Annotated in this window: 26 protein-coding genes; 19 read left to right on the forward strand and 7 right to left on the reverse strand. The window is 56.5% G+C overall.

From position 1 onward, the window contains the following. Positions 1-84: 84 nt before the first annotated feature. On the reverse strand, positions 85-654 hold the full coding sequence (locus ACR3EJ_RS09015; RefSeq protein WP_170541418.1) for a hypothetical protein: 570 nt from the start codon (positions 652-654) through the stop codon (positions 85-87). A gap of 499 nt (positions 655-1,153) precedes the next feature. Between ACR3EJ_RS09015 and ACR3EJ_RS09020 the strand changes: the two genes are divergently transcribed. Both ACR3EJ_RS09020 and ACR3EJ_RS09025 read left to right on the forward strand, forming a co-directional pair. Beyond that, positions 1,154-1,474, forward strand: coding sequence for a hypothetical protein (locus ACR3EJ_RS09020; RefSeq protein ID WP_058277004.1), 321 nt, complete (start codon positions 1,154-1,156; stop codon positions 1,472-1,474). A 129-nt stretch (positions 1,475-1,603) separates the two neighbouring features. Continuing rightward, positions 1,604-2,053 (forward strand): hypothetical protein, encoded by a 450-nt coding sequence (locus ACR3EJ_RS09025; protein WP_170541415.1) that lies wholly within the window; start codon positions 1,604-1,606, stop codon positions 2,051-2,053. 628 nt (positions 2,054-2,681) lie between these two features. Here ACR3EJ_RS09025 and ACR3EJ_RS09030 read toward each other — a convergent pair. Then, positions 2,682-2,888, reverse strand: coding sequence for a hypothetical protein (locus tag ACR3EJ_RS09030; RefSeq protein WP_170541412.1), 207 nt, complete (start codon positions 2,886-2,888; stop codon positions 2,682-2,684). 208 nt (positions 2,889-3,096) lie between these two features. Between ACR3EJ_RS09030 and ACR3EJ_RS09035 the strand changes: the two genes are divergently transcribed. The 5 genes from ACR3EJ_RS09035 (at position 3,097) to ACR3EJ_RS09055 (ending at position 7,553) form a co-directional block, all read left to right on the forward strand. Beyond that, entirely contained in the window at positions 3,097-3,603 is a 507-nt protein-coding gene (locus ACR3EJ_RS09035) for a hypothetical protein (RefSeq protein WP_170541409.1), read from the forward strand. Positions 3,604-3,815: 212 nt separating this feature from the next. Then, positions 3,816-4,436: a 30S ribosomal protein S4 gene (gene rpsD / locus ACR3EJ_RS09040; RefSeq protein ID WP_010441748.1), complete on the forward strand. Its 621-nt coding sequence runs from the start codon at positions 3,816-3,818 to the stop codon at positions 4,434-4,436. Positions 4,437-4,732: 296 nt separating this feature from the next. After that, positions 4,733-5,818 carry a histidinol-phosphate transaminase gene (hisC, locus tag ACR3EJ_RS09045; RefSeq protein WP_170541406.1) on the forward strand — a complete coding sequence of 362 codons (1,086 nt, stop codon included), beginning with the start codon at positions 4,733-4,735 and terminating at the stop codon, positions 5,816-5,818. Then, positions 5,815-6,735, forward strand: coding sequence for a prephenate/arogenate dehydrogenase family protein (locus ACR3EJ_RS09050; protein ID WP_170541403.1), 921 nt, complete (start codon positions 5,815-5,817; stop codon positions 6,733-6,735). The genes hisC and ACR3EJ_RS09050 overlap by 4 nt, the downstream gene beginning before the upstream one ends. Further along, positions 6,732-7,553 carry an extensin family protein gene (locus tag ACR3EJ_RS09055; protein WP_170541400.1) on the forward strand — a complete coding sequence of 274 codons (822 nt, stop codon included), beginning with the start codon at positions 6,732-6,734 and terminating at the stop codon, positions 7,551-7,553. Before ACR3EJ_RS09050 ends, ACR3EJ_RS09055 begins: the two co-directional genes overlap by 4 nt. On the opposite strand, the gene ACR3EJ_RS09060 is transcribed toward ACR3EJ_RS09055, so the two are convergent. Further along, positions 7,550-8,551, reverse strand: a complete 1,002-nt coding sequence (locus ACR3EJ_RS09060; protein ID WP_170541397.1) for a DUF2125 domain-containing protein — start codon at positions 8,549-8,551, stop codon at positions 7,550-7,552. The genes ACR3EJ_RS09055 and ACR3EJ_RS09060 overlap by 4 nt on opposite strands. A gap of 67 nt (positions 8,552-8,618) precedes the next feature. Here ACR3EJ_RS09060 and ACR3EJ_RS09065 point away from each other — a divergent pair, with 67 nt between their 5' ends. From ACR3EJ_RS09065 to ACR3EJ_RS09075, 3 genes are all read left to right on the forward strand, one after another. Further along, complete coding sequence (locus tag ACR3EJ_RS09065; protein ID WP_170541394.1) at positions 8,619-9,149, forward strand: gamma-glutamylcyclotransferase; 531 nt, start codon at positions 8,619-8,621, stop codon at positions 9,147-9,149. 68 nt (positions 9,150-9,217) lie between these two features. Then, a complete protein-coding gene (locus ACR3EJ_RS09070; protein ID WP_170473032.1) occupies positions 9,218-10,396 on the forward strand; it encodes a biopolymer transporter ExbB in 1,179 nt (392 codons plus the stop codon). 3 nt (positions 10,397-10,399) lie between these two features. Then, a complete protein-coding gene (locus tag ACR3EJ_RS09075; RefSeq protein ID WP_170541391.1) occupies positions 10,400-12,079 on the forward strand; it encodes a peptidoglycan -binding protein in 1,680 nt (559 codons plus the stop codon). A gap of 14 nt (positions 12,080-12,093) precedes the next feature. Here the strand turns inward: ACR3EJ_RS09075 and ACR3EJ_RS09080 are convergent, their stop codons facing one another. The 3 genes from ACR3EJ_RS09080 to gloB form a co-directional block, all read right to left on the reverse strand. Continuing rightward, positions 12,094-12,702: a DJ-1/PfpI family protein gene (locus ACR3EJ_RS09080; RefSeq protein WP_170541388.1), complete on the reverse strand. Its 609-nt coding sequence runs from the start codon at positions 12,700-12,702 to the stop codon at positions 12,094-12,096. A gap of 89 nt (positions 12,703-12,791) precedes the next feature. Continuing rightward, positions 12,792-15,116 (reverse strand): ATP-dependent Clp protease ATP-binding subunit ClpA, encoded by a 2,325-nt coding sequence (gene clpA / locus ACR3EJ_RS09085; RefSeq protein WP_170541386.1) that lies wholly within the window; start codon positions 15,114-15,116, stop codon positions 12,792-12,794. 170 nt (positions 15,117-15,286) lie between these two features. Beyond that, positions 15,287-16,072: a hydroxyacylglutathione hydrolase gene (gene gloB, locus ACR3EJ_RS09090; RefSeq protein WP_480422919.1), complete on the reverse strand. Its 786-nt coding sequence runs from the start codon at positions 16,070-16,072 to the stop codon at positions 15,287-15,289. 43 nt (positions 16,073-16,115) lie between these two features. Between gloB and ACR3EJ_RS09095 the strand changes: the two genes are divergently transcribed. The 8 genes from ACR3EJ_RS09095 to ACR3EJ_RS09130 all read left to right on the forward strand — a co-directional run bounded on the left by ACR3EJ_RS09095 (position 16,116) and on the right by ACR3EJ_RS09130 (position 23,261). Then, positions 16,116-16,850, forward strand: coding sequence for a class I SAM-dependent methyltransferase (locus tag ACR3EJ_RS09095; RefSeq protein WP_010441759.1), 735 nt, complete (start codon positions 16,116-16,118; stop codon positions 16,848-16,850). A gap of 302 nt (positions 16,851-17,152) precedes the next feature. Beyond that, positions 17,153-17,713: a F0F1 ATP synthase subunit delta gene (locus tag ACR3EJ_RS09100; RefSeq protein WP_170392445.1), complete on the forward strand. Its 561-nt coding sequence runs from the start codon at positions 17,153-17,155 to the stop codon at positions 17,711-17,713. Continuing rightward, the gene (gene atpA, locus ACR3EJ_RS09105; RefSeq protein ID WP_010441761.1) at positions 17,714-19,252 is read left to right on the forward strand and encodes a F0F1 ATP synthase subunit alpha; all 1,539 of its coding nucleotides are present in this window, start codon (positions 17,714-17,716) and stop codon (positions 19,250-19,252) included. It begins immediately after the preceding gene. A 12-nt stretch (positions 19,253-19,264) separates the two neighbouring features. Then, a complete protein-coding gene (locus ACR3EJ_RS09110) occupies positions 19,265-20,140 on the forward strand; it encodes a F0F1 ATP synthase subunit gamma (protein ID WP_170541380.1) in 876 nt (291 codons plus the stop codon). Positions 20,141-20,160: 20 nt separating this feature from the next. After that, a complete protein-coding gene (atpD, locus tag ACR3EJ_RS09115; protein WP_039537698.1) occupies positions 20,161-21,585 on the forward strand; it encodes a F0F1 ATP synthase subunit beta in 1,425 nt (474 codons plus the stop codon). Positions 21,586-21,597: 12 nt separating this feature from the next. Beyond that, positions 21,598-22,008, forward strand: a complete 411-nt coding sequence (locus ACR3EJ_RS09120) for a F0F1 ATP synthase subunit epsilon (RefSeq protein ID WP_010441764.1) — start codon at positions 21,598-21,600, stop codon at positions 22,006-22,008. Positions 22,009-22,119: 111 nt separating this feature from the next. Then, positions 22,120-22,470: an H-type lectin domain-containing protein gene (locus tag ACR3EJ_RS09125; RefSeq protein ID WP_170541377.1), complete on the forward strand. Its 351-nt coding sequence runs from the start codon at positions 22,120-22,122 to the stop codon at positions 22,468-22,470. Between the two features lie 98 nt (positions 22,471-22,568). Continuing rightward, complete coding sequence (locus ACR3EJ_RS09130; RefSeq protein WP_170541374.1) at positions 22,569-23,261, forward strand: nitroreductase family protein; 693 nt, start codon at positions 22,569-22,571, stop codon at positions 23,259-23,261. A gap of 51 nt (positions 23,262-23,312) precedes the next feature. Here ACR3EJ_RS09130 and ACR3EJ_RS09135 read toward each other — a convergent pair whose 3' ends face one another. Next, positions 23,313-24,332 carry a ribose-phosphate pyrophosphokinase gene (locus tag ACR3EJ_RS09135; RefSeq protein ID WP_010441767.1) on the reverse strand — a complete coding sequence of 340 codons (1,020 nt, stop codon included), beginning with the start codon at positions 24,330-24,332 and terminating at the stop codon, positions 23,313-23,315. Positions 24,333-24,440: 108 nt separating this feature from the next. Here ACR3EJ_RS09135 and ACR3EJ_RS09140 point away from each other — a divergent pair, with 108 nt between their 5' ends. Beyond that, positions 24,441-25,040 carry a 2-hydroxychromene-2-carboxylate isomerase gene (locus ACR3EJ_RS09140; protein WP_170473013.1) on the forward strand — a complete coding sequence of 200 codons (600 nt, stop codon included), beginning with the start codon at positions 24,441-24,443 and terminating at the stop codon, positions 25,038-25,040. Positions 25,041-25,046: the final 6 nt, after the last annotated feature.

Here is a 25,046-nt window from a genome sequence, read left to right on the forward strand (position 1 = left end):
TCAGTTTTTACGGCGGGTGGGCGAAAGCGGTTGGCGCAGCCAACTGCGTGCCCACACGGTGGAGCGTGATAGCGACCGAGTTTCTTAAGTAGGGTGCTCTACTATCGGCACGATCGCTCGATGTACTCTAGTCGGCAAATCTTCTTGGATTCGGCCAATCATCCCAAGAACGATGAGGTAGATTCGGTCTGCGTCTGCTAGTACTTCGTCAATACTTTCTTTTGTCACGGCACTTGTTGAACGTTTGAAGATAGGGTCCTTTCTCGAGCCAGTGTTCGTCACATAGTCAACACGAAGGAAACCGTTCAGCGATCCGAAAAAAGCGCCATGTGCGGCCATATGTCGGTTACCAACAAACCGTGCTATCCAATCTGATAACGCTGACAAGTCTTCGTCGAATCCGAAGTTTTTGGCGAGTTCGCTAGACTTTTTCAATTCTCTGATGAGTTCTTTTGTATGGAGCTTTCGAACTTGGCAGTACCGATCAAACCAGTCTTTGTTTTCTGGCTTCAATCCTTCAAGGCAAACAATCAGCGCACTTACCCAAAGCTCAATGTGAGCGCAGGTTTGTAGATAGAGCCCTAGGCAATATGCGAACTCTTTTGGAAGCAATCCTTCCATAGCCGTGCCTTTGTCAGGAAATTGTTCACTCATGTATTTGCTCGAACAGGTTCTGTCTCAATCAGCTGATTGAGCGCGAAAAAAATAGCTGCAGCAAGTGCTTATTTCCATTTTTTGCTTTGTGCCGCAGTCAAATCAACCCACCCGCCCGGCGGCACCGCCGGGCCGCGTCATGCTGAAAGCATGCCTCCGGCATGACCCGCCCCCGTCAAACCGTAGGTTTGCTTCTGGCAAAACGGGCGGCGCGTTTGCGCCTCCCCTCGGGCCGGCGCTGCCCTCAGTTCTTTTGATCGAACGGTATTCATAAACTGTAGGGCGGGCTTCAGCCCGCCATTCGCCTGACCAAAACAACGTGCATGGATCGGAGGGGGATGGCGGGCTGAAGCCCGCCCTACGGGCGAATTGGTGGGTTAAAAAACCCACCCTACGTGGGGGGTTTTTAACCCATCACCCACACTGTGACCCACCTCACAGCCCTAACTGTACCATCCTGCTAATCTTGACCCAACGGAACCCTCAGCAGGAGGCGCAGATGTCCACATCCATGATCCCCATCATCGCCCTCGGGTCGGCGGGTCTCTATTCCGTGGCCATGATCGCGATGAAGTTCTGGTGGAAACTCCCCGGCGTGGGCCTGGGACTGTTGATCGTCGCGACCCTGTTGGCAGGGGCCACGCTGGAACTCGCCGCGCTGCGCGAGGAACGGCTGGGGATCATCTATACCGGCATTCTGGGGGCCGAGGTTGTTCTGATCGCCATCGCCTCGTTCTTTCTGTTTGGCGAGAACTTCTCGTATCGCGAGGCGGCAGGCATCGGCCTTGTCATCCTCGGCACCGCGCTGGCCTGGGCCTGACGCAAACATTACCGGTTTATGAAGTTTCCCTTAGGTAAGTTGTAACCGGCGCACCCCCTCCCAATCTGTAGGCCACAGCAAGGATGTTCGCTTTCGAACCCTAAAGGGTCGCATTCAGGAGGAAAGCCCATGACCAGATACATGACTGCCGGAGCGGCCGCTCTGGCCACCAGCCTCGCACTCGGAACCGCTGCTATGGCCGACACCACGCCGGACCTGCGCGGCACGTGGTTGGGGAGCTATACGACCGTCCAGCCCAGCCATTATTACAAGGGCGATCAGCCCCGCTTTAATCAGGCCGAATGGATGCTCGACGTCCAGATGCAGGAAGACAATGTCTTCTGGGGCCCCAGCAAGTGGCGCCGCGAGGGTGACACTGAATGGAATGAATATGAGGCCACTGGGACCATCAGCCTCGATGGGTCTGGCTCCATCGGCATCGTCGAAACTTCCCCGCTGGTGATCGGCGCGAATGCGTTGATCGATGCGCGGTACGAGGACGGCAAGATCTTTGCCGATTTCCGTAGCCTGCGGAACGGAACGACCTACAGCACCGTTCTGGAACGTCAGGTGAACTGAAGCGTTTCCGGCTCGATTGGATGTTAAAGGGGGTTAACGCCGCTGAGATTTGTGACTGCGGCATGGAGTAATAGGTTCCCCGTTCAGGTCGGAGCGCTTCTCATCAACAATCGTCTCCACAGGGAGGAGACGGGCCGGGCGGCAATCTCGCCGCCCGCGACAAGGTCCAGACTCCCGCGTTCGAGAATGCGGCGTTCCTCGGCACGGGTCATCTGGATCTCGCGGACCTTCAGCGCGGCGTCGCGCGCGGTGAGGTACCTGCCGTCCGGCCTTGAGAGTACCGCTTGATAGGAAGTGAAATTATCCACTGCAGAGTATCTGGGTAGCTGTCCCACTCCACTGGATCGCATTTTGGATGGGGCACATTGCCCGCCCTTGAGATCCTCAAGGTTGATAGCATGAGGCGCAAACTTAACGGGGACTGCAATATACAGCAAAAAATCATGGACCGCACCCCCGGAAGTGGCGTGGTCCATGATTTCCGCGATCAGCTGTTTTAGTGCCGTTTCAGCATTCGCTTCGCTGTGGCACCCATCCGCAGTGTATGTGTGCCGGGTTCCAACTCGACATTGGCTTCAAAGGTCTGTTCGGGCTGTATGCTAAGGAAGTTGTAAGTGTAGCAAAGCCTCTAGTCTTTGACCACGAGCGCATGACCGCCAAAGCGCGAACCACGTACAAAGATCATCCATCCTGCATTGGTGTCCTCGATCTCGACATTTGCAAGGATATCGTAGTTGCGACCACGGATGTTTACTGCCACGCCCCCGGGCACGCAGGCCGTGTCGGGGTTACCCTTGCCAATTGCTTCAACGCGCCCATCGGGAATTTCAATCACAAGATCGGCCGACTGTGGTACTCGAGTTATTTGATATTTGCAGGGCTGCAGTCATGTAGCCTGGCGGCGAAACGGGTTAAGTCTCAAAGTGACTTTGTTCTTTGGCAACATTTTTGTGAATGCTGCATTTCGGTCTCTTTTCCGCCCATTTTTTCACTGATACACATGCAACATAAAAGGTTAGGCGAGTAAATGTACGGGCGGGTATATGGGAACCGGGTTTAACGGTCAGGTAGCGATATCTTGGTCGCAGACAGAGATTGACGGGCTTGAGGCGGCGCCTCTTGCCCATATGGTTGTCGGTGCAGCTTGGTCTTGGCGGGGCCGCAAGATCGAATTGTCGGCAGATGCTGATGTTTATGTTCAGAACGATGCATACTCAAATGTTGTATCAGCGCTGGCGGCACGAGCGGATGTTGCTTTTGACCCGCTTGCTGTAGCTCAGGGCTCGCTCGTCGAGCTGACAAATGGAGCGCAGAAATTCACTGCCGAGCTTGTGCAAATTGTCGGTGGTTCTTCTCTGATGTTGATTTTCAAGGACGGATGCCCCGAAGCGGATCAGGAGTTTTGGGTCAGTGAGGCGGCTGAGAATGTGGTGCCCGCCGATATTGGATTTATCGATGACAGTAAGGTGATTGCCTTCCCCGGTTCTGCGGCTGGGGTGATCGCAATTCCCGCAGATATGTCAAAAATCGTGGGTGTTGCCGCTGAATAGCAGGCCGCACCGCTGAAAATTGTATGAATAATACGGAAAACGGCCCGACTGTTCGGTTCGGCATATTGACTCTGGTAAAACTGCAGATATAAGCGCGGCTTCATTGGTGTTGGTGGCCCCCGCAAGGGGATGCCTGTCATGGGGGAAACCTCAAGAGGACAACGCCCTTCATAGTGGCCAATGTGGCCTCGACCAAACGAAGGAGATCAGCCGTGACCAAACGCACGTCTGCCAAGTACAAAATCGACCGCCGGATGGGCGAAAACATCTGGGGTCGTCCGAAATCCCCGGTCAACCGTCGTGAATACGGCCCCGGCCAGCACGGCCAGCGCCGCAAGGGCAAACTGTCGGACTTTGGTCTGCAGCTGCGCGCCAAGCAGAAGCTGAAAGGCTATTATGGCGACCTGACCGAGAAGCAGTTCCGCCGCATCTACGCCGAAGCTGTTCGTGTGAACGGTGACACCGGTGAAAACCTGATCGGTCTGCTGGAACGTCGTCTGGACGCTGTTGTCTACCGTGCCAAGTTTGTTGCAACCGTGTTTGCCGCGCGTCAATTCGTGAACCACGGCCACGTCAAAGTGAACGGCAAGCGGGTCAACATCCCCAGCTACCGTGTTAAGGAAGGTGACGTGATCGAAGTGCGCGACAAGTCCAAGCAATTGGCCGTTGTTCTGGAAGCGGCTGCTCTGGCAGAGCGTGATGTCCCAGACTACATCGATGCGGATCACTCGAAAATGACTGCAACGTTTGTGCGCGCACCTGGCCTGAGTGATGTGCCTTACCCGGTTATGATGGAACCGAACCTGGTCGTCGAATTCTACGCGAAGAACTAATCTTCGCCGATCTGCTGAGTTTAAGGGCCGCGCTTTAAGCGCGGTCTTTTTTGATTTTGGGGGCTCTGCCCCCGTCGCTTTGCGACTCCCCCGAGATACTTTGAGCCAGATGAAGAGGCGGATCCGAGGAGGAACCCATCGGTGAGCGTTGCGATAGCGCAAGGGCTGAGCCGAGGATATCCGGGCATTTCATTCTGCTGAACCGGCGATGACCTGCTTCGAGGCGGTCTGAAGGAATTGCCGCTTTTCTCAATGCGATGAGAAGGGTAAGAGGGGCCACGTTATTGGAGCCCCTCATGAACCAGATCACCCCACAACCCGGCATTATGGACATCGCACTGTACCAGGGCGGGCAGTCACATGTTGAGGGCGTGGCTGAAGTCATCAAGCTGAGTTCCAATGAAAACCCTTTCGGACCAAGCCCCAAGGCAATCGAGGCCGTGCGCGATAGCGCAGCTTCGCTGCATCGTTATCCCAGCACCGATCACGCCAGCCTGCGCAACTCGATTGCTGAAAAGCATGGGTTGAACCCGGACCGTATTATTTGCGGCGTCGGTAGTGACGAGGTGCTGCAATTCGTGGCGCAGGCCTATGCCGGGCCGGGCGATGAGGTGATTTATACCGAGCATGGGTTTTCCATGTACCCAATCATCGCGCGCATGGCTGGGGCGACCCCAGTCATGGTTTCCGAGCGGGATCGTCGAGTGGACGTGGATAACATCCTCGCTGCGGTCACAGGCCGGACACGGATTGTCTTTGTAACCAATCCAGGGAACCCGACTTCAACAATGGTTTCTGACGCAGAGTTGGAACGGTTGGCGCAGGGGTTGCCCACCGATTGCCTAATGGTGCTGGATGGCGCCTATGCAGAATTTGTCGACGGCTTCGATGGTGGGGCCTGGCTTGTTGACAAGTTTAGCAACGTCATCATGACCCGAACATTCTCCAAGGTGTACGGTCTTGGGGGGATGCGCGTTGGCTGGGGCTATGCAGCGAAAGAGATAATCGACGTGCTGAACCGCGTCCGGCAGCCCTTCAATCTGTCTTTGACCGCACTGGCAGCCGCAGAAGCCGCTGTAAGCGACGAAGAATATTTGCGGTTCTGCCAGTCGGAGAATGCGCGCCTTCGCATTTGGTTGTCCGAGGAACTGGCCAAGCTTGGAGTGGCTTCAGATGCCTCCTGCACCAATTTTGTACTCGCCCGCTTTGCTGATCGGAACGAGGCTGAGGCTTGTGACGATTTCCTGAAAACTCAGGGTTTGATCGTTCGGCGGGTTGCGGGCTACAACCTGCCAAACGCTCTGCGGATTACCGTAGGTGACGAAAACGCCTGCCGCCGCGTGGTTGCAGCCATTACCGCGTTCAAAGGGGGCGCTGCATGACCCAGATATACGACCGTGTGGCGCTGATTGGGCTGGGCCTAATCGCTTCCTCCATGTTCTGGGCGATCAAACGCGCCGGGCTTGCAGGCGAAGTTACCGGTTATGCCCGATCTGAGGCGACACGTGAGACTGCGCGTCGTATCGGGCTTTGCGACCGGGTATGCGATACCGCGCAAGAGGCAGTCGAAGATGCTGACCTGGTGGTCCTTTGTGTTCCTGTTGGGGCGATGGGAGCCGTGGCAGGAGATATCGCACCAGTTCTGAAGCCGGGTGCAACAGTTTCGGATGTCGGGTCGGTTAAGCGTCATGTAATCAAGGCTGTCTCGCAGCACATCCCCGATGGGGTCCATTTCATTCCTGCCCACCCTCTAGCCGGAACCGAACATTCCGGCCCCGAAGCTGGTTTCGCCGAGCTGTTTGACAACCGCTGGTGTCTGCTGGTGCCAGTGGAAGGTTCGGATATAGGCGCAATCGCACAACTGCGCGCTTTCTGGGAAGGCATGGGTTCGAATGTCGATGAGATGGACGCTGATCACCATGATTTGGTTTTGGCCGTTACCTCGCATGCTCCGCACCTGATCGCCTACACGATGGTGGGTGTCGCAGATGATCTTCGGCGGGTTACGGACACCGAAGTCATCAAATACTCGGCCGCCGGTTTCCGCGACTTTACGCGAATCGCAGCCTCGGATCCGACCATGTGGCGCGATGTTTTTCTGACCAACAAGGACGCGACGCTGGAGATTCTGGGGCGTTTCACCGAAGAACTCTTTGCACTTCAACGGGCTATCCGCACAGGTGACGGAGAGCAATTGTTCGACTACTTTACGCGCACACGAGCGATCCGCCGAGGCATTATCGATGCTGGGCAGGACACGGATGCACCAGATTTTGGGCGGGGAAAGACATCGACATGAGAGGCTTGAGCAGCAGCTTATTGATAGGTTTTGTCGTATTGACGGCAACGACTTCACATTCCGCTGCGCCTGAAGCCTCTCTTGTTCCGCTGACACGCCCAGCGAACTCCGAGGTGGTTAAAACCGTTGTCACTTCCAACATCCGCCCCATCCTAAGGCCTGATTCACCTCAGGTAACGGCCGCGGCGGCCCGACCGGTTGATCTCCCATTTTTGGGGCCAGAGAATTCGATCCGGCCATTTGTTCGACCAGAACAATTGGAACAGCAAGTTCTCTTCAAGAAACGCAAGCTGCGCAAAACCTCGGTGTGCGGTGACATCGACATTCAGGGTAAGGCGGTCGGGCGCGTTAATGGCAAGATCAAAGCCTGTGGGATCAAGGATGCGGTTCAGATCACGTCGGTTTCTGGGGTCAATTTAAGCCGCCCATCAACGATGGATTGCGGCACAGCGCAGGCACTGAACAAATGGGTCGACAAAGCCGTTAAACCCACGTTCAAACGACGTGGTCCGGTGGTCGAACTGCAGGTCGCCGCGCACTACGCTTGTCGAACGCGGAACAACCGCAAAGGGGCGCGAATATCCGAACACGGCAAGGGGCGCGCCATCGACATATCGGGTTTCAAGATGGCGGATGGTGAGGTGGTGACAGTCCTGGATGGTTGGCGCAAGAATCCGTCCAAGAAACAACTAACCAAAGTCTGGCGCGGCGCTTGTGGGCCGTTTGGCACGGTTCTGGGGCCAAACTCGGATCGCTATCATCGGGATCATTTCCACCTTGATACTGCGCGGTATCGAAGCGGTACTTATTGCCGTTAGCGGAGAACCAGCCGGGGTGCAGGGCCCAGTGGCAAAGGCCCCAAGGCGACAAATCCGTCACGGAAATTCAGTTGTAAATCCAGCGCATTCGGATTGCCGCCCAAACCGGCCATGAACCCCAAAGCGCGGGTCACCGCATCAACTGCCTGATCAGGAAGTGCGCCTGCAGCATTTGCCATCGCGATCATATCGCGCCAGTTTTCCGCCTTCATCGCGATTTCACCGGTTGGGATGCCTTGTTCGTCTACATCCAATTCTCCGGTGGCGAACAGGCGCAACTCTCCCCATTTCACCTCTGCCAAACGCAGGTCGATCTCGACGGGTTGAGGGCGACGCTGCTCAAGCGCCGAGCGATCCCAAGGTTTGTCGAAAGTGACAAACATATCCAGCTCAAGTGTTTCGAACGATTGCGGTAGGGTCGAGGCTGAACGCATCAGACGCCTCAGATCATCACCAGGTGTAAATCCGTCGACATTTGCCGTAATCCCATAGCTTTCGGGTGCTCCGGATTGTTCCATCACAAGACCCAGCGTTTGACCACCAGCCTGCGGATCACCTTCGGTGGTCAGCAACCAGCGTTCAGAAGTCAGCGCCATTTTCTCAAGCACCAGTGCGACGCCAGGTTGGAGGTGCAGTTCGGCTTGTAGCTCCTCAGCCTGAACGGTTGTGGTCTGGTCGAAATAGGACAGGCGCTGTGGTGTGCTAGCAAAGCGCAGCATCTGACGGCCAGGCCAGATTGCTGGGCTTTGGAATTCGATCCAATCCGCGCTCCATGCCGTTCCGTTAACTGGATCGGCCAAAGCGGGGTTGTCTAGGCGCGTGATGTGTTGAAACGGATATCCGGCCGTTGTCACGTCTGAGAAGTCAGCCTGCCAGCCCAGTTCCTGCTGCCTGTCAAACCAACCGGTCAGTGCGTTGCGCAGCCCGTAACCGGCCACAAACCAATACGCGCTCCACGCAAGGGCGATAAATACAAAAACGCGTATCAGGCGACGCATGATGAATGGCCCTTTTTCCTGCCTCGGATTTGATGTTTATAGGGCCAAACAGGCAAGGACCAGTGCAATGACGATGTGGGTATTCGGATATGGGTCGTTGCTGTGGAATCCGGGTTTCCCGGTAGCCCGCAGTGAACGTGCCACTTTGCATGGCTACGCCCGGTCGTTTTGTATGCGTTCGATCCACCATCGCGGCACCGAGGAAGATCCTGGCCTGGTGCTGGCGCTAGACGAGCAGCGCGACGCGCTCTGCACTGGATTGGCTCTGGCCGTCGAAGCAGGACATGAAGATCGCACCTTGGCGGAGCTGCGCGAGCGCGAGCTGATCTCGTCAGCATATCTTGAACGAATGCTTGATGTGCATCTGGACTGCGGGACGATCGTGAACGCAGTGACTTACGTAATCGACGCGCATCATGTTCAGTATTGCGGTGGCCTGCCATTGGAAGAGCAGGCCCAGATCATCGCCCATGCGGTTGGCGGGCGCGGACCGAATACCGAGTATCTCTATAATACCGCGTCGCACCTGACCGATATAGGGCTGCGCGACCCGGACCTTGAGTGGTTGTCGCAACGGGTGCGGACAATCAGTGCATAAACTCTTGGCGTCGCGGGACGAACTTCGTTAGGTTCAGCCCAGAGCAGACAATACCAGGAGCCACGCGCATGGCGCAGGCACATCAGGGCGTGAGACCGCATTTCTCACAACCGATCCGTCAAATCTTGATGATGCTGATTGCAATCGGGCTGTCGGGGCTAGGCGTGTTCATGGCGCTGCCCTATGTGCTGCCCGTCGTTCAAGCCAATCTGTATCTTAACGGATTCATCCTGCTCGTCTTTGTCATCGGTGTTGCCGCCTGTTTTCTGCAAGTTACGCAGTTGATCGGCTCGGTTCGCTGGATCGAAGCTTTCATCGGCGGGGTCGAGCGGGACGATGTGCGCCCGCCGCAATTGTTGGCTCCGCTGGCATCGCTTCTACGTGAACGGGGTGCGCGGTCTCAGATCAGTTCCAGCTCAACCCGGTCAATCCTCGATTCCGTCGCCGAACGGGTGGAGGAGGAGCGTGAGATCACGCGTTATATCACCAACGTGCTGATCTACCTTGGTCTTTTGGGTACCTTCTTTGGGCTGGCTACAACGGTTCCGGCCATTGTCGACACAATCCGCAGCCTGAACCCTCAGGAAGGCGAGGAGGGCTTGGCCGTCTTCAATCGTCTGATGACGGGACTGGAATCACAGCTGCAGGGAATGGGTGTTGCCTTTGGCTCGTCTCTGCTGGGCCTGGCTGGATCACTTATCGTCGGCTTGCTGGAATTATTTGCAGGTCATGGCCAGAACCGTTTTTACCGTGAGTTGGAGGAATGGCTGTCATCAATTACCCGCGTCGGATTTGCGGCGGGTGATGAAGGGGGCGCAGAACTGGCCGTGCTGACACCGGTTCTTGATGCGATGTCCGAGCAGATGGATGCCCTGCAGGATATGTTCTCGGCGCAAGAAGTTGACCGGATCAATGTCTCAACCAAATTGGGTCAATTGGTTGATGTGATCGGGGAAATGAACCAGCGGCAGGCCCAGACCGAAGGCGTTACGGCGGCATTGGAACGTGTGGCGCTTGGGCAAGATGCACTGCTGGATCATATGCGCGAACACGGCGCGGGTGAGGGGATCGATGCCGAAAGCCGGATGCGCCTGCGATCGATGGATGTACAGCTACTGCGTATTCTCGAAGAGATTTCCGCCGGTCGTCAGGACAGCATGAACGAGCTGCGCAAGGACTTCGAGCTACTGGTCAAAGCACTCACTCTTCCACGCGGCGCGGTGCGTAGCTCTCCGGAAGGAGAGTAACGGATGGCGCTGTCCCGCCGCACAGGTCAACGGTTCTCGGGCTCGGTCTGGCCCGGTTTCGTGGACGCAATGACCGGCTTGCTGATGGTTTTGACCTTTGTGTTGACCATCTTCATGGTAGTCCAGTTTGTGTTGCGCGAGACCATTTCAGGGCAAGAGGATGAACTGACCGCGCTGTCCGACGAAATCGCAGCACTGGCTGGGGCGTTGGGGCTGGAAGAGCGGGAAAACAGCCGCCTTCAAGCTCGGTTGGGAACGCTGAACACGACCCTGAATCGGGTCGAAGATGATTTGGCGCAAGCACAAGGACGCATCACCGACTTCGAGGCGCAGGTCGCCGCATTACTTGCTGATCAGGAACGGGCACAGGGAGATATTACGGCGCTGGAAACTCAGCGTGATGAACTGCTGACTGAACAAGAGGCCCTCAATCTGGCGCTTGCCCAAAGTCGGCAGGAAATCGACGCGCAAGCCGAAGCCGCGCGTCTGGCCGCTGCACGGCGCGAAGCGCTTGAGGCCTTGATTGCCGACCTTGAAACCAACAAAGATGCTCAAGCCCTTCAAATCACTGAGCTTGAGCAACAACTGACCGAAGAAGAAGCCGCGCGTCTGGCCGAGGCGGCTGCGGCGGAAACCTTGCGCAATCGTTTGCAGGATGCAGATGCCGAGCTGACGGCGATGACACTCGCATTAGAAGCACAACGCAAGGAAGCCGAAGAAACACTGACCTTGCTGGCCGCAGCGCGAGCCGCGCAGGCAGAGTTGGAGCAGAAATTTGGCGAAATCAATGCCGAAGAGTTAAGAGCTCAGCTTCAGGCTGCGCTAGAGGCACAAACGCAAGCTGAGGCACAGGTCGACGAACAAAAGTCACTCGCAGACGAGCGTGCCGCGCTCTTGGCTTTGGCACAAGATACACTTGCGTCAGAGAAAGAGATATCGGCAGAGGCGCAGCGGCAGACCGCCCTGTTGAATCAGCAGATGTCGGCGTTGCGCAGCCAGCTCGGATCATTGCAGGCGCTTTTGGATGATTATGAAGATCGAAATGCGGCAGCCGAAATTCAAATTCAGACGCTGGGGCAGGATTTGAATGCAGCCCTCGCGCGTGCGGCCTCGGAAGAGCGCCGCCGAAGGTTGCTGGAAGAGGCCGAGCGTATCCGTCTTGAGGCCGAAGCCGAGGAACTCGCCGGTCAAAACCAGGAGCTGACAGCACAGGCGGAAGATCTGCAACGTTACCGCTCGGAATTCTTCGGGCGTTTGCGGGATGTGCTGGGCGATCAGGAAGGTGTTCGGATCGAGGGTGACAGATTCGTATTCTCGTCCGAGGTTCTTTTTGCCACAGGCTCGGCAGAGTTGTCTGTCGAAGGCCGCCAAGAGGTCGCCAAGGTCGCCAATATTCTGCGTAGTGTCGCCGCAGAAATCCCTGGTGGATTGAACTGGGTCATCCGGGTCGATGGGCATACCGACAATGTACCGCTTGTGAGTACTGGACGGTATCGCGACAATTGGGAACTCAGCCAGGGCCGCGCTTTGTCTGTGGTGCGCTATATGGTTGATGCGCTGGGTATTCCTCCGGATCGGCTTGCAGCAAACGGGTTCGGGGAATTCCAGCCCGTTAACCCAGCGGACACTCCCGAGGCCCGTGCGCAGAATCGTCGGATCGAGTTGAAATTGACTGAGCGGTAAGCAGCAAACGAGTATCAGACCAACCTGTGAATTCGGGCAAAGGGATCGTGGCTCTTGTCCTTGTGCCACGAATACTCGCACCACTTGGCAACTTCCTCGGCTCTGTCTTCTCCGTGCATCAAGGCGATAGCGCCCAGCGTCATGTCCATACCGGCGGAAACTCCGGATGACGTCAGGAAGGGGCCATCTTCGACCCATCGCGCCTGAGGCACCCAGTTGACATTTGGCCCCTGCGTGCGGACCCACGAATACGCAGCCTTATTCGTGGTGGCGCGCCGATTGTCCAAAACACCAGCTTTGGCAAGAAGAGCGCTGCCGGTGCAAACACTCAGGGTAAATTCCATCTTCTCGGCGCTGGTCGAGATCCAGTCCAGCAGGCGGTGATTCCCGACCTCGCGGCGCGTTCCGGCACCACCGGGGACGAAGAGGATATCATAGTGAGTATCGTCGCTGATCGAGTGTTCAGCGATCGCTTTCAGCCTTTGGTTGCTTTGAATTGGCCCTGGGGTTTCAGCGACAAGTTCCAATTGGAAATCGTCCTCCAGAAGACCGAACATCTCCATCGGACCAAAGACATCCAGCAATTCAAACCCGGGAAATATCAACGCACCGATTCTACGCAATTCTGCACCTGTTCTCAGCCGACTTATGCAAATGAAAAACGCCTGCCAAATGAAGTTGGCAGGCGTTCAAGCAGGTTTCAAGATTAAGGTCAGTCTGCTGTCAGCAGCGGGGGCTTGTCACCGGGTATACGTGGCTGATCGGGCCCCAGGATTTCAAGGCTCAATTCGCCTTTTTTGACCGAAACACGGACCACGCCACCTTTGGCCAATTTACCGAACAGCAGCTCCTCGGCCAGAGGCTTCTTGATGTGCTCCTGAATGACACGTCCCAGCGGACGTGCGCCCATCTTGTCATCATAGCCCTTGTCGGCCAGCCATTCGGCGGCACGGGGGGTCAGATCGATGGTCACGCCACGATCCAGCAATTGAGCTTCAAGCTGCAGGACGAACTTTTCGACGACCTGCAAGATGACCTCTTTCGGCAGCGGCGCAAATGAGATCACGGCGTCTAGGCGGTTGCGGAATTCCGGCGTGAACATGCGTTCGATCGCTGCAGTGTCCTCGCCTTCGCGACGGTCGCGGGCAAAGCCGATGGCGGCCTTGGCTTGTTCCTGAGCCCCTGCATTCGAGGTCATGATCAGCACGACGTTGCGGAAGTTCACCGTACGACCGTTGTGATCGGTCAACTCGCCATGATCCATCACCTGCAACAGAATGTTGAACACGTCCGGATGCGCCTTTTCGATTTCATCAAGCAACAGCACACAATGCGGATGCTGATCGACGCCATCGGTCAACAGACCGCCCTGATCAAACCCGACATAACCCGGAGGGGCACCAATTAGGCGGCTGACCGCGTGCTTCTCCATGTATTCTGACATGTCGAAGCGCAGCAGTTCCACACCCAGCGTATCGGCCAGCTGTTTCGCCACTTCGGTTTTACCCACACCGGTCGGACCAGCAAACAGGTAGTTGCCGATGGGTTTTTCAGGCTCCCGTAGTCCGGCACGGGCCAGTTTGATGGCGCTGGACAGCGCTTCGATGGCTTCATCTTGACCGAACACCACGCGTTTCAGCGAAGTTTCGAGATCTTTCAGAACTTCGGCATCGTCCTTGGTAACGTTCTTGGGCGGGATACGTGCGATCTTGGCGACAACGGCCTCAATCTCTTTGACGCCGATGGTCTTGCGACGCTTGCTTTCGGCCAGCAGATGCTGTGCCGCCCCGGCCTCATCAATCACGTCGATGGCCTTGTCGGGAAGCTTGCGGTCATTGATGTAGCGCGCCGACAGTTCGACGGCCGTCTTGATCGCGTCGGCAGTATATTTGATCGAGTGATGCTCTTCGAAATAAGGCTTCAGACCGCGCAGGATTTTGACGCTGTCCTCGACCGAGGGCTCATTCACGTCAATCTTCTGGAACCGGCGGCTCAGCGCTCGGTCTTTTTCGAAATGCTGCCGGAACTCTTTATACGTGGTCGAGCCCATGGTGCGCAGTTTACCACCCTGCAGCGCCGGCTTTAGCAGGTTCGACGCATCCATCGCGCCGCCCGAGGTCGCACCCGCACCGATCACGGTGTGGATTTCGTCGATGAAGAGAACCGCGTCGGGGTGTTCTTCCAATTCAGTGACGACCGCTTTCAGGCGCTCTTCGAAATCACCGCGATAGCGGGTTCCGGCGAGAAGGGCACCCATATCCAGCGAGTAGATTGTGGTTTCCGACAGAACGTCGGGAGCTTCTCCAGACACGATCTTGTGCGCCAAGCCTTCCGCGATGGCAGTTTTGCCTACACCGGGGTCCCCTACCAACAGGGGGTTGTTTTTGCGGCGGCGACACAGCACCTGGATGCAGCGTTCAACCTCGTCCGAGCGTCCGATCAGCGGATCAACATCTCCCGCGCGCGATTTCGCGTTCAAATCGATGCAATACTTGCCAAGCGCGCTTTCCTTTTGATCGGCCTCGCCAGAGGTGGTCTGCGCTTCTTCTTCGGCTTCATCCGCACCTGTCACCGGCCGGTTCTCACCATAGGCCGGGTCCTTTGCGACGCCGTGCGCGATAAAGTTCACCGCGTCATAGCGGGTCATGTCTTGCTCTTGCAGGAAATAGGCCGCGTTGCTTTCGCGTTCGGCGAAGATAGCAACCAGAACATTCGCGCCGGTCACTTCGGTGCGGCCAGAGCTTTGAACATGGATCGCTGCACGCTGGATGACACGCTGGAACGCAGCCGTTGGCACGGCCTCGGACCCGTCTATGTCGGTGACGAGATTCGAAAGATCCTCGTCGATGAATTCAACCAGCGTGCTGCGCAACTCATCCAGATCAACGCTGCATGCTTTCATAACGCGTATCGCGTCGGGTTCTTCCAGCAGCGCCAGCAGCAAATGCTCTAGCGTTGCAAATTCATGTCGCCGTTCATTCGCCGCCGCAAGGGCCGCGTGGATGGCTTGTTCAAGTGTGCTCGAGAATGAAGGCACGCGGGTGCTCCTCTGTATTGGGCCGGAAGGGGGCCTTAGGCCGGATCCCCATCCCAACCATGTCCTCATACTATTAGAGTTTGGTTGATCGTGGCCCGGCTTCAAGGGTTTTCTTTCACTTGACAGTCACATTTGTTGTGACCGTGGCCGTGATAGGGGCTTGAAAGGCACTAAAAGCGGTCTTTTCGGGCACGTATTTCGGCAAAAACCGACGCTGGGTCAGAATTTTTCATACCCAGATGGGCCTGAATCACCGGATCCGCAGCGCGCAGAAACGGATTTGTCGCCTTTTCCTGCCCCAAAACTGAGGGCACTGTGGGTTCTCCGGCAGCGCGGGCGCGGTTGATATCGGCCACGCGATCCAACAGGGCAGGGTTGTCAGGATCGATTGTCAGGGCGAATTTGGCGTTTGACTGCGTATATTCGTGGCCCGAGCACACGATTGTTTCATCTGGCAGGGCCGCCAGCTTGCTGAGAGAGGCCCACATTTGTGCGGGCGTGCCCTCGAACAACCGACCGCATCCCAAAGCCATCAGGCTGTCCGCCGTAAAGACTGCGCCGGATTGCGGCATGTAGAATGCAATGTGCCCGACGGTATGACCCGGGACATCCAGAACTTCGACCGGTTCGCTGCCTATATAGAATGTGTCACCTTCAACAACTGCCTGGTCGAGTTTTGGTAGCCGGTGTTCATCCGCCTTTGCGCCGATCACACGCGCAGGTTGTTTTTCCAGTATACCACTCAACCCATCCACATGGTCCCAATGGTGGTGAGTCAGCAACACGTGGCTTAATTGCCAGCCTCGCGCCTCAAGTTCCGCCAGAATCGGAGCGGATTCTGGCGCGTCTACCAATGCGGTCTCGCCACTGACGGGATCGTGGGTGAGAAAGGCATAATTATCGCTCAAGCAGGGGACGGTTACGATCTCAAGAGGCATGGCCTTTTGCCCTTTCATTGCTAGACTGCGCCCAGCTAAGCCGATTGACCGGGTGTCCGCAATGCATCTTGATGTGCAGGATCTGAGGAATTTTTACTATCGCAGCACCCTAGGTCGCGCGGCCCAAGCGGCGATCCGTGGGCGACTGGTGGATCTTTGGCCCGAAGCCAAAGGGCAAACTGTAGTAGGTTTTGGTTTTGCTGTACCTTTGTTGCGGCCCTACCTCAAAGATGCACGTCGTGTGATCGGCTTGATGCCGGGGCCGCAGGGCGTAATGCCATGGCCAGCGGGAATGCCCAATGTCTCGGTTCTGACCGAAGAGACGATGTGGCCAATCGAAACTGGTCACGTTGATAAACTGGTGGTGATGCATGGTTTGGAAAACTCTAACCGGCCCAGCCAGTTGCTGGAAGAATGCTGGCGCGTGTTGGGACCCGGTGGGCGGGCACTATTTGTCGTACCGAACCGGGCCGGACTTTGGTCGCGTTCAGACCGGACGCCGTTCGGCTTTGGGCAACCCTATTCAACAACCCAACTTGAGAACCAACTGCGCGCGCATCACTTTGTACCCGAAAGCCATTGCTCGGCGCTATATCTTCCGCCCTCGTTTCGTCGGTTTTGGCTGAAATCAGGTAGCCTGATCGAAAAAACTGGGCAGCGGATTCCAACCGTCATGGCCGGAGGGGTACTGATGGTTGAGGCGACCAAACTTATCCGGCCACCCAGTGGAAACGTCACCAAAGACGCCGCGAAACGTCCGATCAAAGCGCTGGATGGTTTGTTGAAGCCTGCGTGACAATCCGGCGCGTTTCGAATGGAAAAAATGCGGGAAAAAGGTCACAGGAATCGCAAAAACCTGCATATTCGTAACATTTTTCAACTGCCGCAATCGGTCCAAAGGGTCGCACTTGGCTTAAGTGTATGAAAAATATGGATTTGTGGATAAATCTGTTACCGCTATAGCGTATTGCTTGGTTGGAACACCTCTGCTACATCCCCGGTGATTTTGATCCCCGCCCTAAATGGACGGGGTTTCCTCACGCCCCAAGGTAGCGGCCGCTACTCTAAATCGGGGCCTCAAATATCGGAAGGGTGGACGTGTCCGAACCAGCTTCGATTTCCACAGGCATTGCCGAGCGCTATGCCACCGCGATCTTCGAGATCGCGAAAGAGAATAATGACCTCGCAGGTCTGGAAACCGGAATCAACGATCTGGCAGCAGCATTGGGCGACAGCGCCGAATTGCGCGACCTGATTGCATCGCCTCTGGTTTCGCGCGCCGAACAGGAAAGCGCAATCACCGCAGTTGCCGACAAGATGGGCCTGCATGCCATCCTGCGCAATACGCTGGGTCTGATGGCGCAGAAACGCCGCCTGTTTGTTGTACCGCAACTGGTACAGGTTCTGCGCGACATGCTGGCGGATGAGCGCGGCGAAGTGACTGCTGATGTCGCATCGGCCAAGGCACTGACCAAGACTCAAATGGATAAACTGTCCAAGACGCTGTCCGAGCGTGTGGGCAAGACCGTAACAATCAATGCGACCGTTGATGAAAGCCTCATCGGCGGTCTTGTCGTTAAAGTGGGCTCGAAAATGATCGATAGCTCGATCCGTTCGAAGCTCAACTCCCTACAGAATGCAATGAAAGAGGTCGGATAAATGGGAATCCAAGCTGCAGAGATTTCTGCAATCCTGAAGGACCAGATCAAGAATTTTGGTCAGGAAGCCGAAGTGGCCGAGATCGGCCGCGTGCTGAGCGTCGGTGACGGGATTGCCCGTGTATACGGCCTGGACAATGTGCAAGCCGGTGAGATGGTAGAATTCCCCGGTGGCATCATGGGCATGGCGCTGAACCTGGAAAGCGACAACGTTGGTGTCGTTATCTTCGGTTCTGACCGTGACATCAAAGAAGGTGACACTGTTAAGCGCACCAACTCGATCGTGGACGTTCCGATCGGTGATGAACTGCTGGGCCGCGTTGTGGACGGTCTGGGCAACCCGTTGGACGGCAAAGGCCCGATCAATGCCTCCAAACGTGGCGTTGCAGACGTTAAAGCCCCCGGCATCATCCCGCGTAAATCGGTGCACGAGCCGATGGCAACCGGCCTGAAATCGGTTGACGCGATGATCCCGATCGGCCGTGGTCAGCGGGAACTGATCATTGGTGACCGTCAGACCGGTAAAACTGCTGTGGCTCTGGACACCATTCTGAACCAGAAAGTGTATAACGACGCAGCAGGCGACGACGAGTCGAAGAAACTGTACTGCGTTTACGTTGCGGTTGGTCAGAAGCGTTCGACCGTTGCGCAGCTGGTGAAGAAGCTGGAAGAGTCTGGCGCGATTGAATACTCGATTGTTGTGGCCGCGACCGCGTCCGACCCGGCACCGATGCAGTTCCTGGCGCCTTATGCCGCGACTGCGATGGCTGAATACTTCCGTGACAACGGTCGCCACGCGCTGATCATCTATGATGACCTGTCGAAACAGGCTGTATCGTATCGTCAGATGTCGCTGCTGCTGCGTCGTCCGCCCGGACGTGAAGCCTATCCTGGCGACGTTTTCTATCTCCACTCGCGTCTGCTGGAGCGTTCGGCGAAGCTGAACGAAGACTTCGGTGCAGGCTCGCTGACGGCACTGCCGGTTATCGAAACGCAGGGTGGTGACGTTTCGGCGTTTATTCCGACCAACGTGATCTCGATCACCGACGGTCAGATCTTCCTGGAAACCGAACTGTTCTACCAAGGTATCCGTCCTGCTGTGAACACCGGTCTGTCGGTTTCGCGTGTGGGCTCCTCGGCTCAAACCGATGCGATGAAATCGGTTGCTGGTCCTGTTAAGCTGGAACTGGCTCAGTACCGCGAAATGGCTGCGTTTGCGCAGTTCGGTTCGGACCTCGACGCCGCAACTCAGCAGCTGCTGAACCGTGGTGCGCGTCTGACAGAGCTGATGAAACAGCCGCAGTACTCGCCGCTGACCAACGCCGAAATCGTCTGCGTCATCTTCGCAGGCACCAACGGCTACCTCGACAAGATCGACGTATCTGACGTTGGCCGCTATGAGGCTGGCCTGCTGGCGCATCTGCGCGGCAAGCACGCTGACCTGCTGAAGTGGATTACCGACGAAGATCCGAAGATCAAAGGTGACGCAGCAGACAAACTCAAGGCAGCGATCGACGAATACGCCGCGACCTTCGCTTGATAGGGGGTTCCGATGCCTAGTCTGAAGGACCTTAAAAACAGGATCGAGTCGGTCAAATCGACCCGCAAGATCACCAAGGCCATGCAGATGGTCGCGGCTGCAAAACTGCGCCGCGCCCAGGAATCTGCCGAAGCCTCGCGCCCTTATGCCGAACGGTTCAATGCCGTGATGGCGGGGCTGGCGGCGTCGGTCGGGGGCAGCGACAGCGCTCCCAAGTTGCTCCGTGGTACGGGCAGCGATGATGTCCATCTGCTGGTTGTGATGACAGCTGAACGCGGCCTGTGTGGCGGCTTCAACGCGAACATCGCCAAGCTTGCCCGCGCCAAAGCGGACGAGCTGCGCGGCAAAGGCAAGACGGTCAAGGTTTTGACCGTCGGCAAGAAAGGCCGCGATGCGCTCAAGCGTGATTTTGGCGATCTGTTCGTTGGGCATATCGACCTGAGTGAGGTCAAGCGCATTGGCTACAACAACGCGCAAGACATTGCCAAGGACGTCCTGTCACGTTTCGACGGGGGTGAGTTCGACGTTGCCACGATCTTCTACTCGAAGTTCGTCAACGTTGTGACCCAGATCCCGACGGCACAGCAGGTCATCCCCGCCTCGTTCGAGGAAACCGAGGATGACGACAGCGGTGCCGTGTTCGATTACGAGCCCAGCGAAGAGGCCATTCTGGCCGACCTGCTGCCCAAGGGGGTCGCGACCGCGATCTTCTCGGCTCTGCTCGAAAACGGAGCGTCTGAACAGGGAGCACGGATGTCCGCGATGGACAACGCGACACGCAACGCGGGTGAAATGATCGACAAGCTGACGATCCAGTTCAACCGCTCGCGTCAGGCCGTGATCACCAACGAGCTGATTGAAATTATTTCCGGCGCCGAAGCGCTGTAGAGACATACCGGAGACGAAACATGGCGAATGCAAAAGGCAAAGTCACACAGATCATCGGGGCCGTCGTCGACGTGCACTTTGAAGATCAGCTGCCTGAAATTCTGAACGCGCTGGAAACCACCAACAACGGCAAGCGCCTGGTGTTGGAAGTTGCTCAGCACCTGGGTGAAAACACCGTCCGCACCATCGCAATGGACGCGACCGAAGGTCTGGTCCGTGGCGAAGCCGTCACCGACACCGGCGCACCGATCTCGGTTCCGGTTGGTAACGCCACCTTGGGCCGCATCCTGAACGTGGTTGGTGAGCCGATCGACGAAAAAGGCCCGGTTGAAGCAACCGAGGCTCGAGCGATCCACCAGCCCGCGCCGACATTCGACGAACAGTCGACCGAGTCGGAAGTTCTGGTAACCGGCATCAAGGTTGTTGACCTGCTGGCCCCCTACGCCAAAGGCGGTAAGATCGGCCTGTTCGGCGGTGCCGGCGTTGGTAAAACCGTTCTGATCATGGAACTGATCAACAACATCGCAAAAGTGCACTCGGGCTTCTCGGTGTTCGCAGGTGTTGGCGAACGGACCCGTGAAGGGAACGACCTGTATCACGAGATGATCGAATCGAACGTTATTAAGCCGGACAACCTGTCAGAATCGCAGGTTGCCCTGGTTTACGGTCAGATGAACGAACCTCCGGGAGCACGTGCACGTGTTGCTCTGACCGGTCTGACTCTGGCCGAGCAGTTCCGCGACCAATCCGGTACCGACGTTCTGTTCTTCGTCGACAACATCTTCCGCTTTACACAGGCGGGTTCCGAGGTGTCGGCTCTGCTGGGTCGTATTCCTTCGGCGGTGGGTTACCAGCCGACACTGGCTACCGACATGGGCGCCCTGCAGGAACGTATCACCTCGACCAAGTCGGGCTCGATCACATCGGTTCAGGCGATCTACGTGCCTGCGGACGACCTTACCGACCCTGCGCCGGCAACCTCATTTGCTCACTTGGACGCGACCACTGTTCTTAACCGTGCGATCTCGGAAAAGGGTATCTACCCGGCGGTTGACCCGCTCGACTCGACCTCGCGTCTGCTCGATCCGGCCATCGTTGGTGAAGAGCACTACAAAGTTGCGACCGACGTTCAGCAGATCCTCCAGCGCTACAAGTCGCTGCAGGACATCATCGCCATCCTCGGCATGGACGAACTGTCGGAAGAGGACAAACTGACCGTGGCCCGTGCCCGTAAGATCGAGCGCTTCCTGTCGCAGCCGTTCGACGTGGCCGAAGTCTTCACCGGTTCGCCCGGCGTTCAGGTTCCTCTGGATGTGACCATCGCGTCGTTCAAAGCGGTTGTCGCTGGCGAATACGATCACCTGCCCGAAGCGGCCTTCCTGATGGTTGGCGGCATCGAAGAAGTGATCGCCAAAGCGGAGAAGATGGCCGCAGAAGCCGCCTAAGGAGTATCCTTGATGGCAAACACGATGCAATTCGACCTCGTCAGCCCCGAGCGGAGCCTTGCTTCGCTTGAGGCGACGGCGGTCCAGATTCCCGGCGCGGACGGGGACATGACGGCGATGCCCGATCATGCCCCTACAATCACCACGCTGCGCCCGGGCATCCTGAAGGTCGAGGCACCTGCAGGAGCCAGCGAATACCTGGTCACCGGCGGGTTTGCCCAGATCAACGGCGATGGCCTTTCTGTTCTGGCAGAAAAAGCCATTCCGGTCGCGGAAGTGACCCGGTCGCATATGGATGACCTGATCGCGGAAGCCCGTGCCTCGCATGAGGCCGCGAAAGCGGGTGACGATCAATCCATAGTCGACGATGCAGCTAAGTTGCTGGCTGATATGGAAGCCCTTGGAACGCATATGAGCTTATAAAGGTTCATCTCAACCCATTCGAAACGGCCCTGCTTTGCGGGGCCGTTTTTTTGTCGTGATTTCGTCAAAGGTGCAGGGTAAGGTGCCGGAATTGAAAGAAAAGACGACACGATGAAGAAATTTCTGTCCCATCCCATCGGTATTGATCAGGGCGAATCCGTTTTGTTTTCCGATTTCGCTGACGGTGGAGATATGTGGACCGGGCAAGGCGCGCGCGAACGCCGAACCGCCATTCGGTTCAAAGAGGCGTTTCGATCAGTGCCATTTGTGCAGATCGGTGTGGCGCTTTGGGATGTGGATACGTCATCTGCGCTGCGAGCTGAAGTGCAGGCAGAAGATATTACCCCCGAGGGATTTAATGCTGTGTTTCGGACTTGGTCTGATACGCGAATTGCTAGAATTCGGGTATCCTGGACAGCGATCGGCGAGGTAGCGCACGAGGATGATTGGAATATCTCCTGAGTCCGTATTGCACGTAAGAGGAGATTGCACCTTTTTGACAGCCGTACCATAACGGAAAAAGCGCCTGCGACGCGCGATGGATACGGAGGACCTTGTCGGTGTTTTCACGCGAGCACATTGAATACAAAGCTTTGAATCTGCCTGATCGTATGGACATGTCGGATGACGAGATGTTGAGTGAGGCGCTGGCATTTTATGACAAGATGAAGCGTCGCCATACCGTACGGGACTATTCGGACCGCCCTGTGTCACGCGCAGTCATCGAAGAGTGTATTCGCGCCGCAGGAACCGCTCCATCAGGGGCTAATCATCAGCCTTGGCACTTCGTCGCAATTTCAAATCCCGAGATGAAGCGCCGAATTCGCGAGGAAGCGGAAGAAGAGGAACGCAAGTTCTATGATGGCGGTGCCGGGGATGAATGGCTGAAAGCGCTGGAACCGATTGGAACAAATGACCAGAAGCCGCACCTTGAAGATGCGCCGTGGTTAATTGTGATATTCGCTCAGAGATGGGGCCATTTCGATGATGGGGTGCGGTTCAAGAATTACTATGTGCCCGAGAGTACAGGTATTGCGACGGGCTTCCTGCTAACGGCATTGCATCACGCTGGGTTGGTCTCCCTGACCCATACACCCAACCCTATGAAATTCCTTAATAAACTATTGGATCGCCCTGATCACGAAAAACCGATCATGATCGTTGCGGTTGGTCATCCGAGTGAAGTGGCGAAGGTGCCGAAAGTAGCAAAGATGAAAAAGCCGTTGGATGAAATCATGACGGTCGCCGAGTAGTAGGCCGTCATGATCTCAAATGGCAGAAGCTGTGGTCAGCAGTTTTGCTGATTAGTCCATGTGATAGAGCGACTCGTAAATCGGAGTCAGCGTCTTATCCTCGAACAGGGATGACACACTGGTGCCGTTCCAGATATTCAGGATTGCCTGCGTGAAGATCGGAGCCGTAGGTACGATGCGGATATTTGCGGCCTTTTCGATCTCGGCTGTTGGTTGGATTGTGTCCGAAAGCACCAAAGATTTCATGACCGAATTGGTTACACGTTCAACTGCAGGTCCGCTCATGACGCCATGCGTGATATAGGAATGCACCTCTTTGGCGCCATTATCTATCAGCACCTGGGCAGCTTTACATAGTGTACCAGCTGTATCGCAGATGTCGTCCACGATCAGGCAGATCTTGTCTTTGACGTCGCCGATCACTGTCATCTCAGCAATTTCACCGGCTTTTTCGCGGCGCTTGTCAACGATCGACAACGGAGCGTTGATACGTTTGGCCAATTCGCGCGCGCGCGCAACACCGCCAACATCCGGCGAGACAACCATCAGATCGTCCATCTGATCTTTGAATTGCTTCTTCACATCCAGGGCAAAAATCGGTGAGGCATAGAGGTTGTCCACCGGCATGTCGAAAAAACCCTGAATCTGGGCGGCGTGCAGATCCATCGTAAGGATACGCTCGATCCCTGCGCCAGTCAGCATGTTAGCCACCAGCTTGGCGCTTATCGGTGTGCGAGCTTTAGTGCGGCGGTCCTGTCGGGCATAGCCGAAATAGGGGATCACAGCAGTGATGCGGGCCGCAGACGAACGGCGCAGGGCATCGGCAATGATCAGCAACTCCATCAGGTTGTCATTGGCCGGGTTCGAGGTCGGCTGTATGATGAACATATCTTCGCCGCGCACGTTCTCGAACACCTCGACGAAAATCTCGCCGTCGTTGAACCGTTCGACCCGCGCATCGACCAGCCCCTGGTCAACGCCGCGATGCAGGCTCATGCGGCGGGCAATGGTTTCGGCAAGCGGAAGATTGGCGTTCCCAGCGATAAGCTTGGGTTCGTGAAGTGTCGGCATCGGCTGATTTTCCCCGGGCAGCAGTGGCAATGTGACAGATTCGTGATGTTGACACCGCTTAGCATGGGTCTACCGTCGCGCAAAGATAACGCAGCGGAGAAAGTGAACATGGCCCAGATTGACTACTTTTTTGCGACACTCTCGCCCTATTCCTACCTGGCGGGGATGCGACTTGAAGAGATTGCAGCCAAGCATGGTGCGACGATCAATTATAAACCGCTGGATATCATTGCTCTGTTCGGCCGAACCGGGGGAGTGCCTCCAAAAGATCGACATATCTCACGTATCGAATACCGCGCGCAGGAACTGGTCCGCCAAGCGCGTAATCTGAGCATGCCGCTGAACCTGCAACCCGCGCACTGGCCTACGAATATGGCGCCTTCCTCATATGCCGTGATTGCGGCCATTCAGGATGGATCAGGGGATGTCGGAAAGCTGTGCCATTCTTTCCTGCGAGCGTGCTGGGCAGAAGAAAAGGACATCGCCGACGATGGCGTTATCCGCGATTGCCTAGAGCAGGCCGGGTTTAATCCAAGTCTTGCCGATAGCGGTCTTCTGGTAGGTGCGGAAACCTATGCCGCCAATCTTGAAGAGGCCGTGGATCGTGGTGTATTCGGCGCGCCGTTCTATATCACACCGGACGGTCAAAGATTCTGGGGTCAAGACCGTCTTGACGACCTAGACCGTCATCTCGCTGAGATGAAATAGCCGGGC

The sequence above is a fragment of the Ruegeria sp. AB11 genome, from assembly GCF_056536325.1.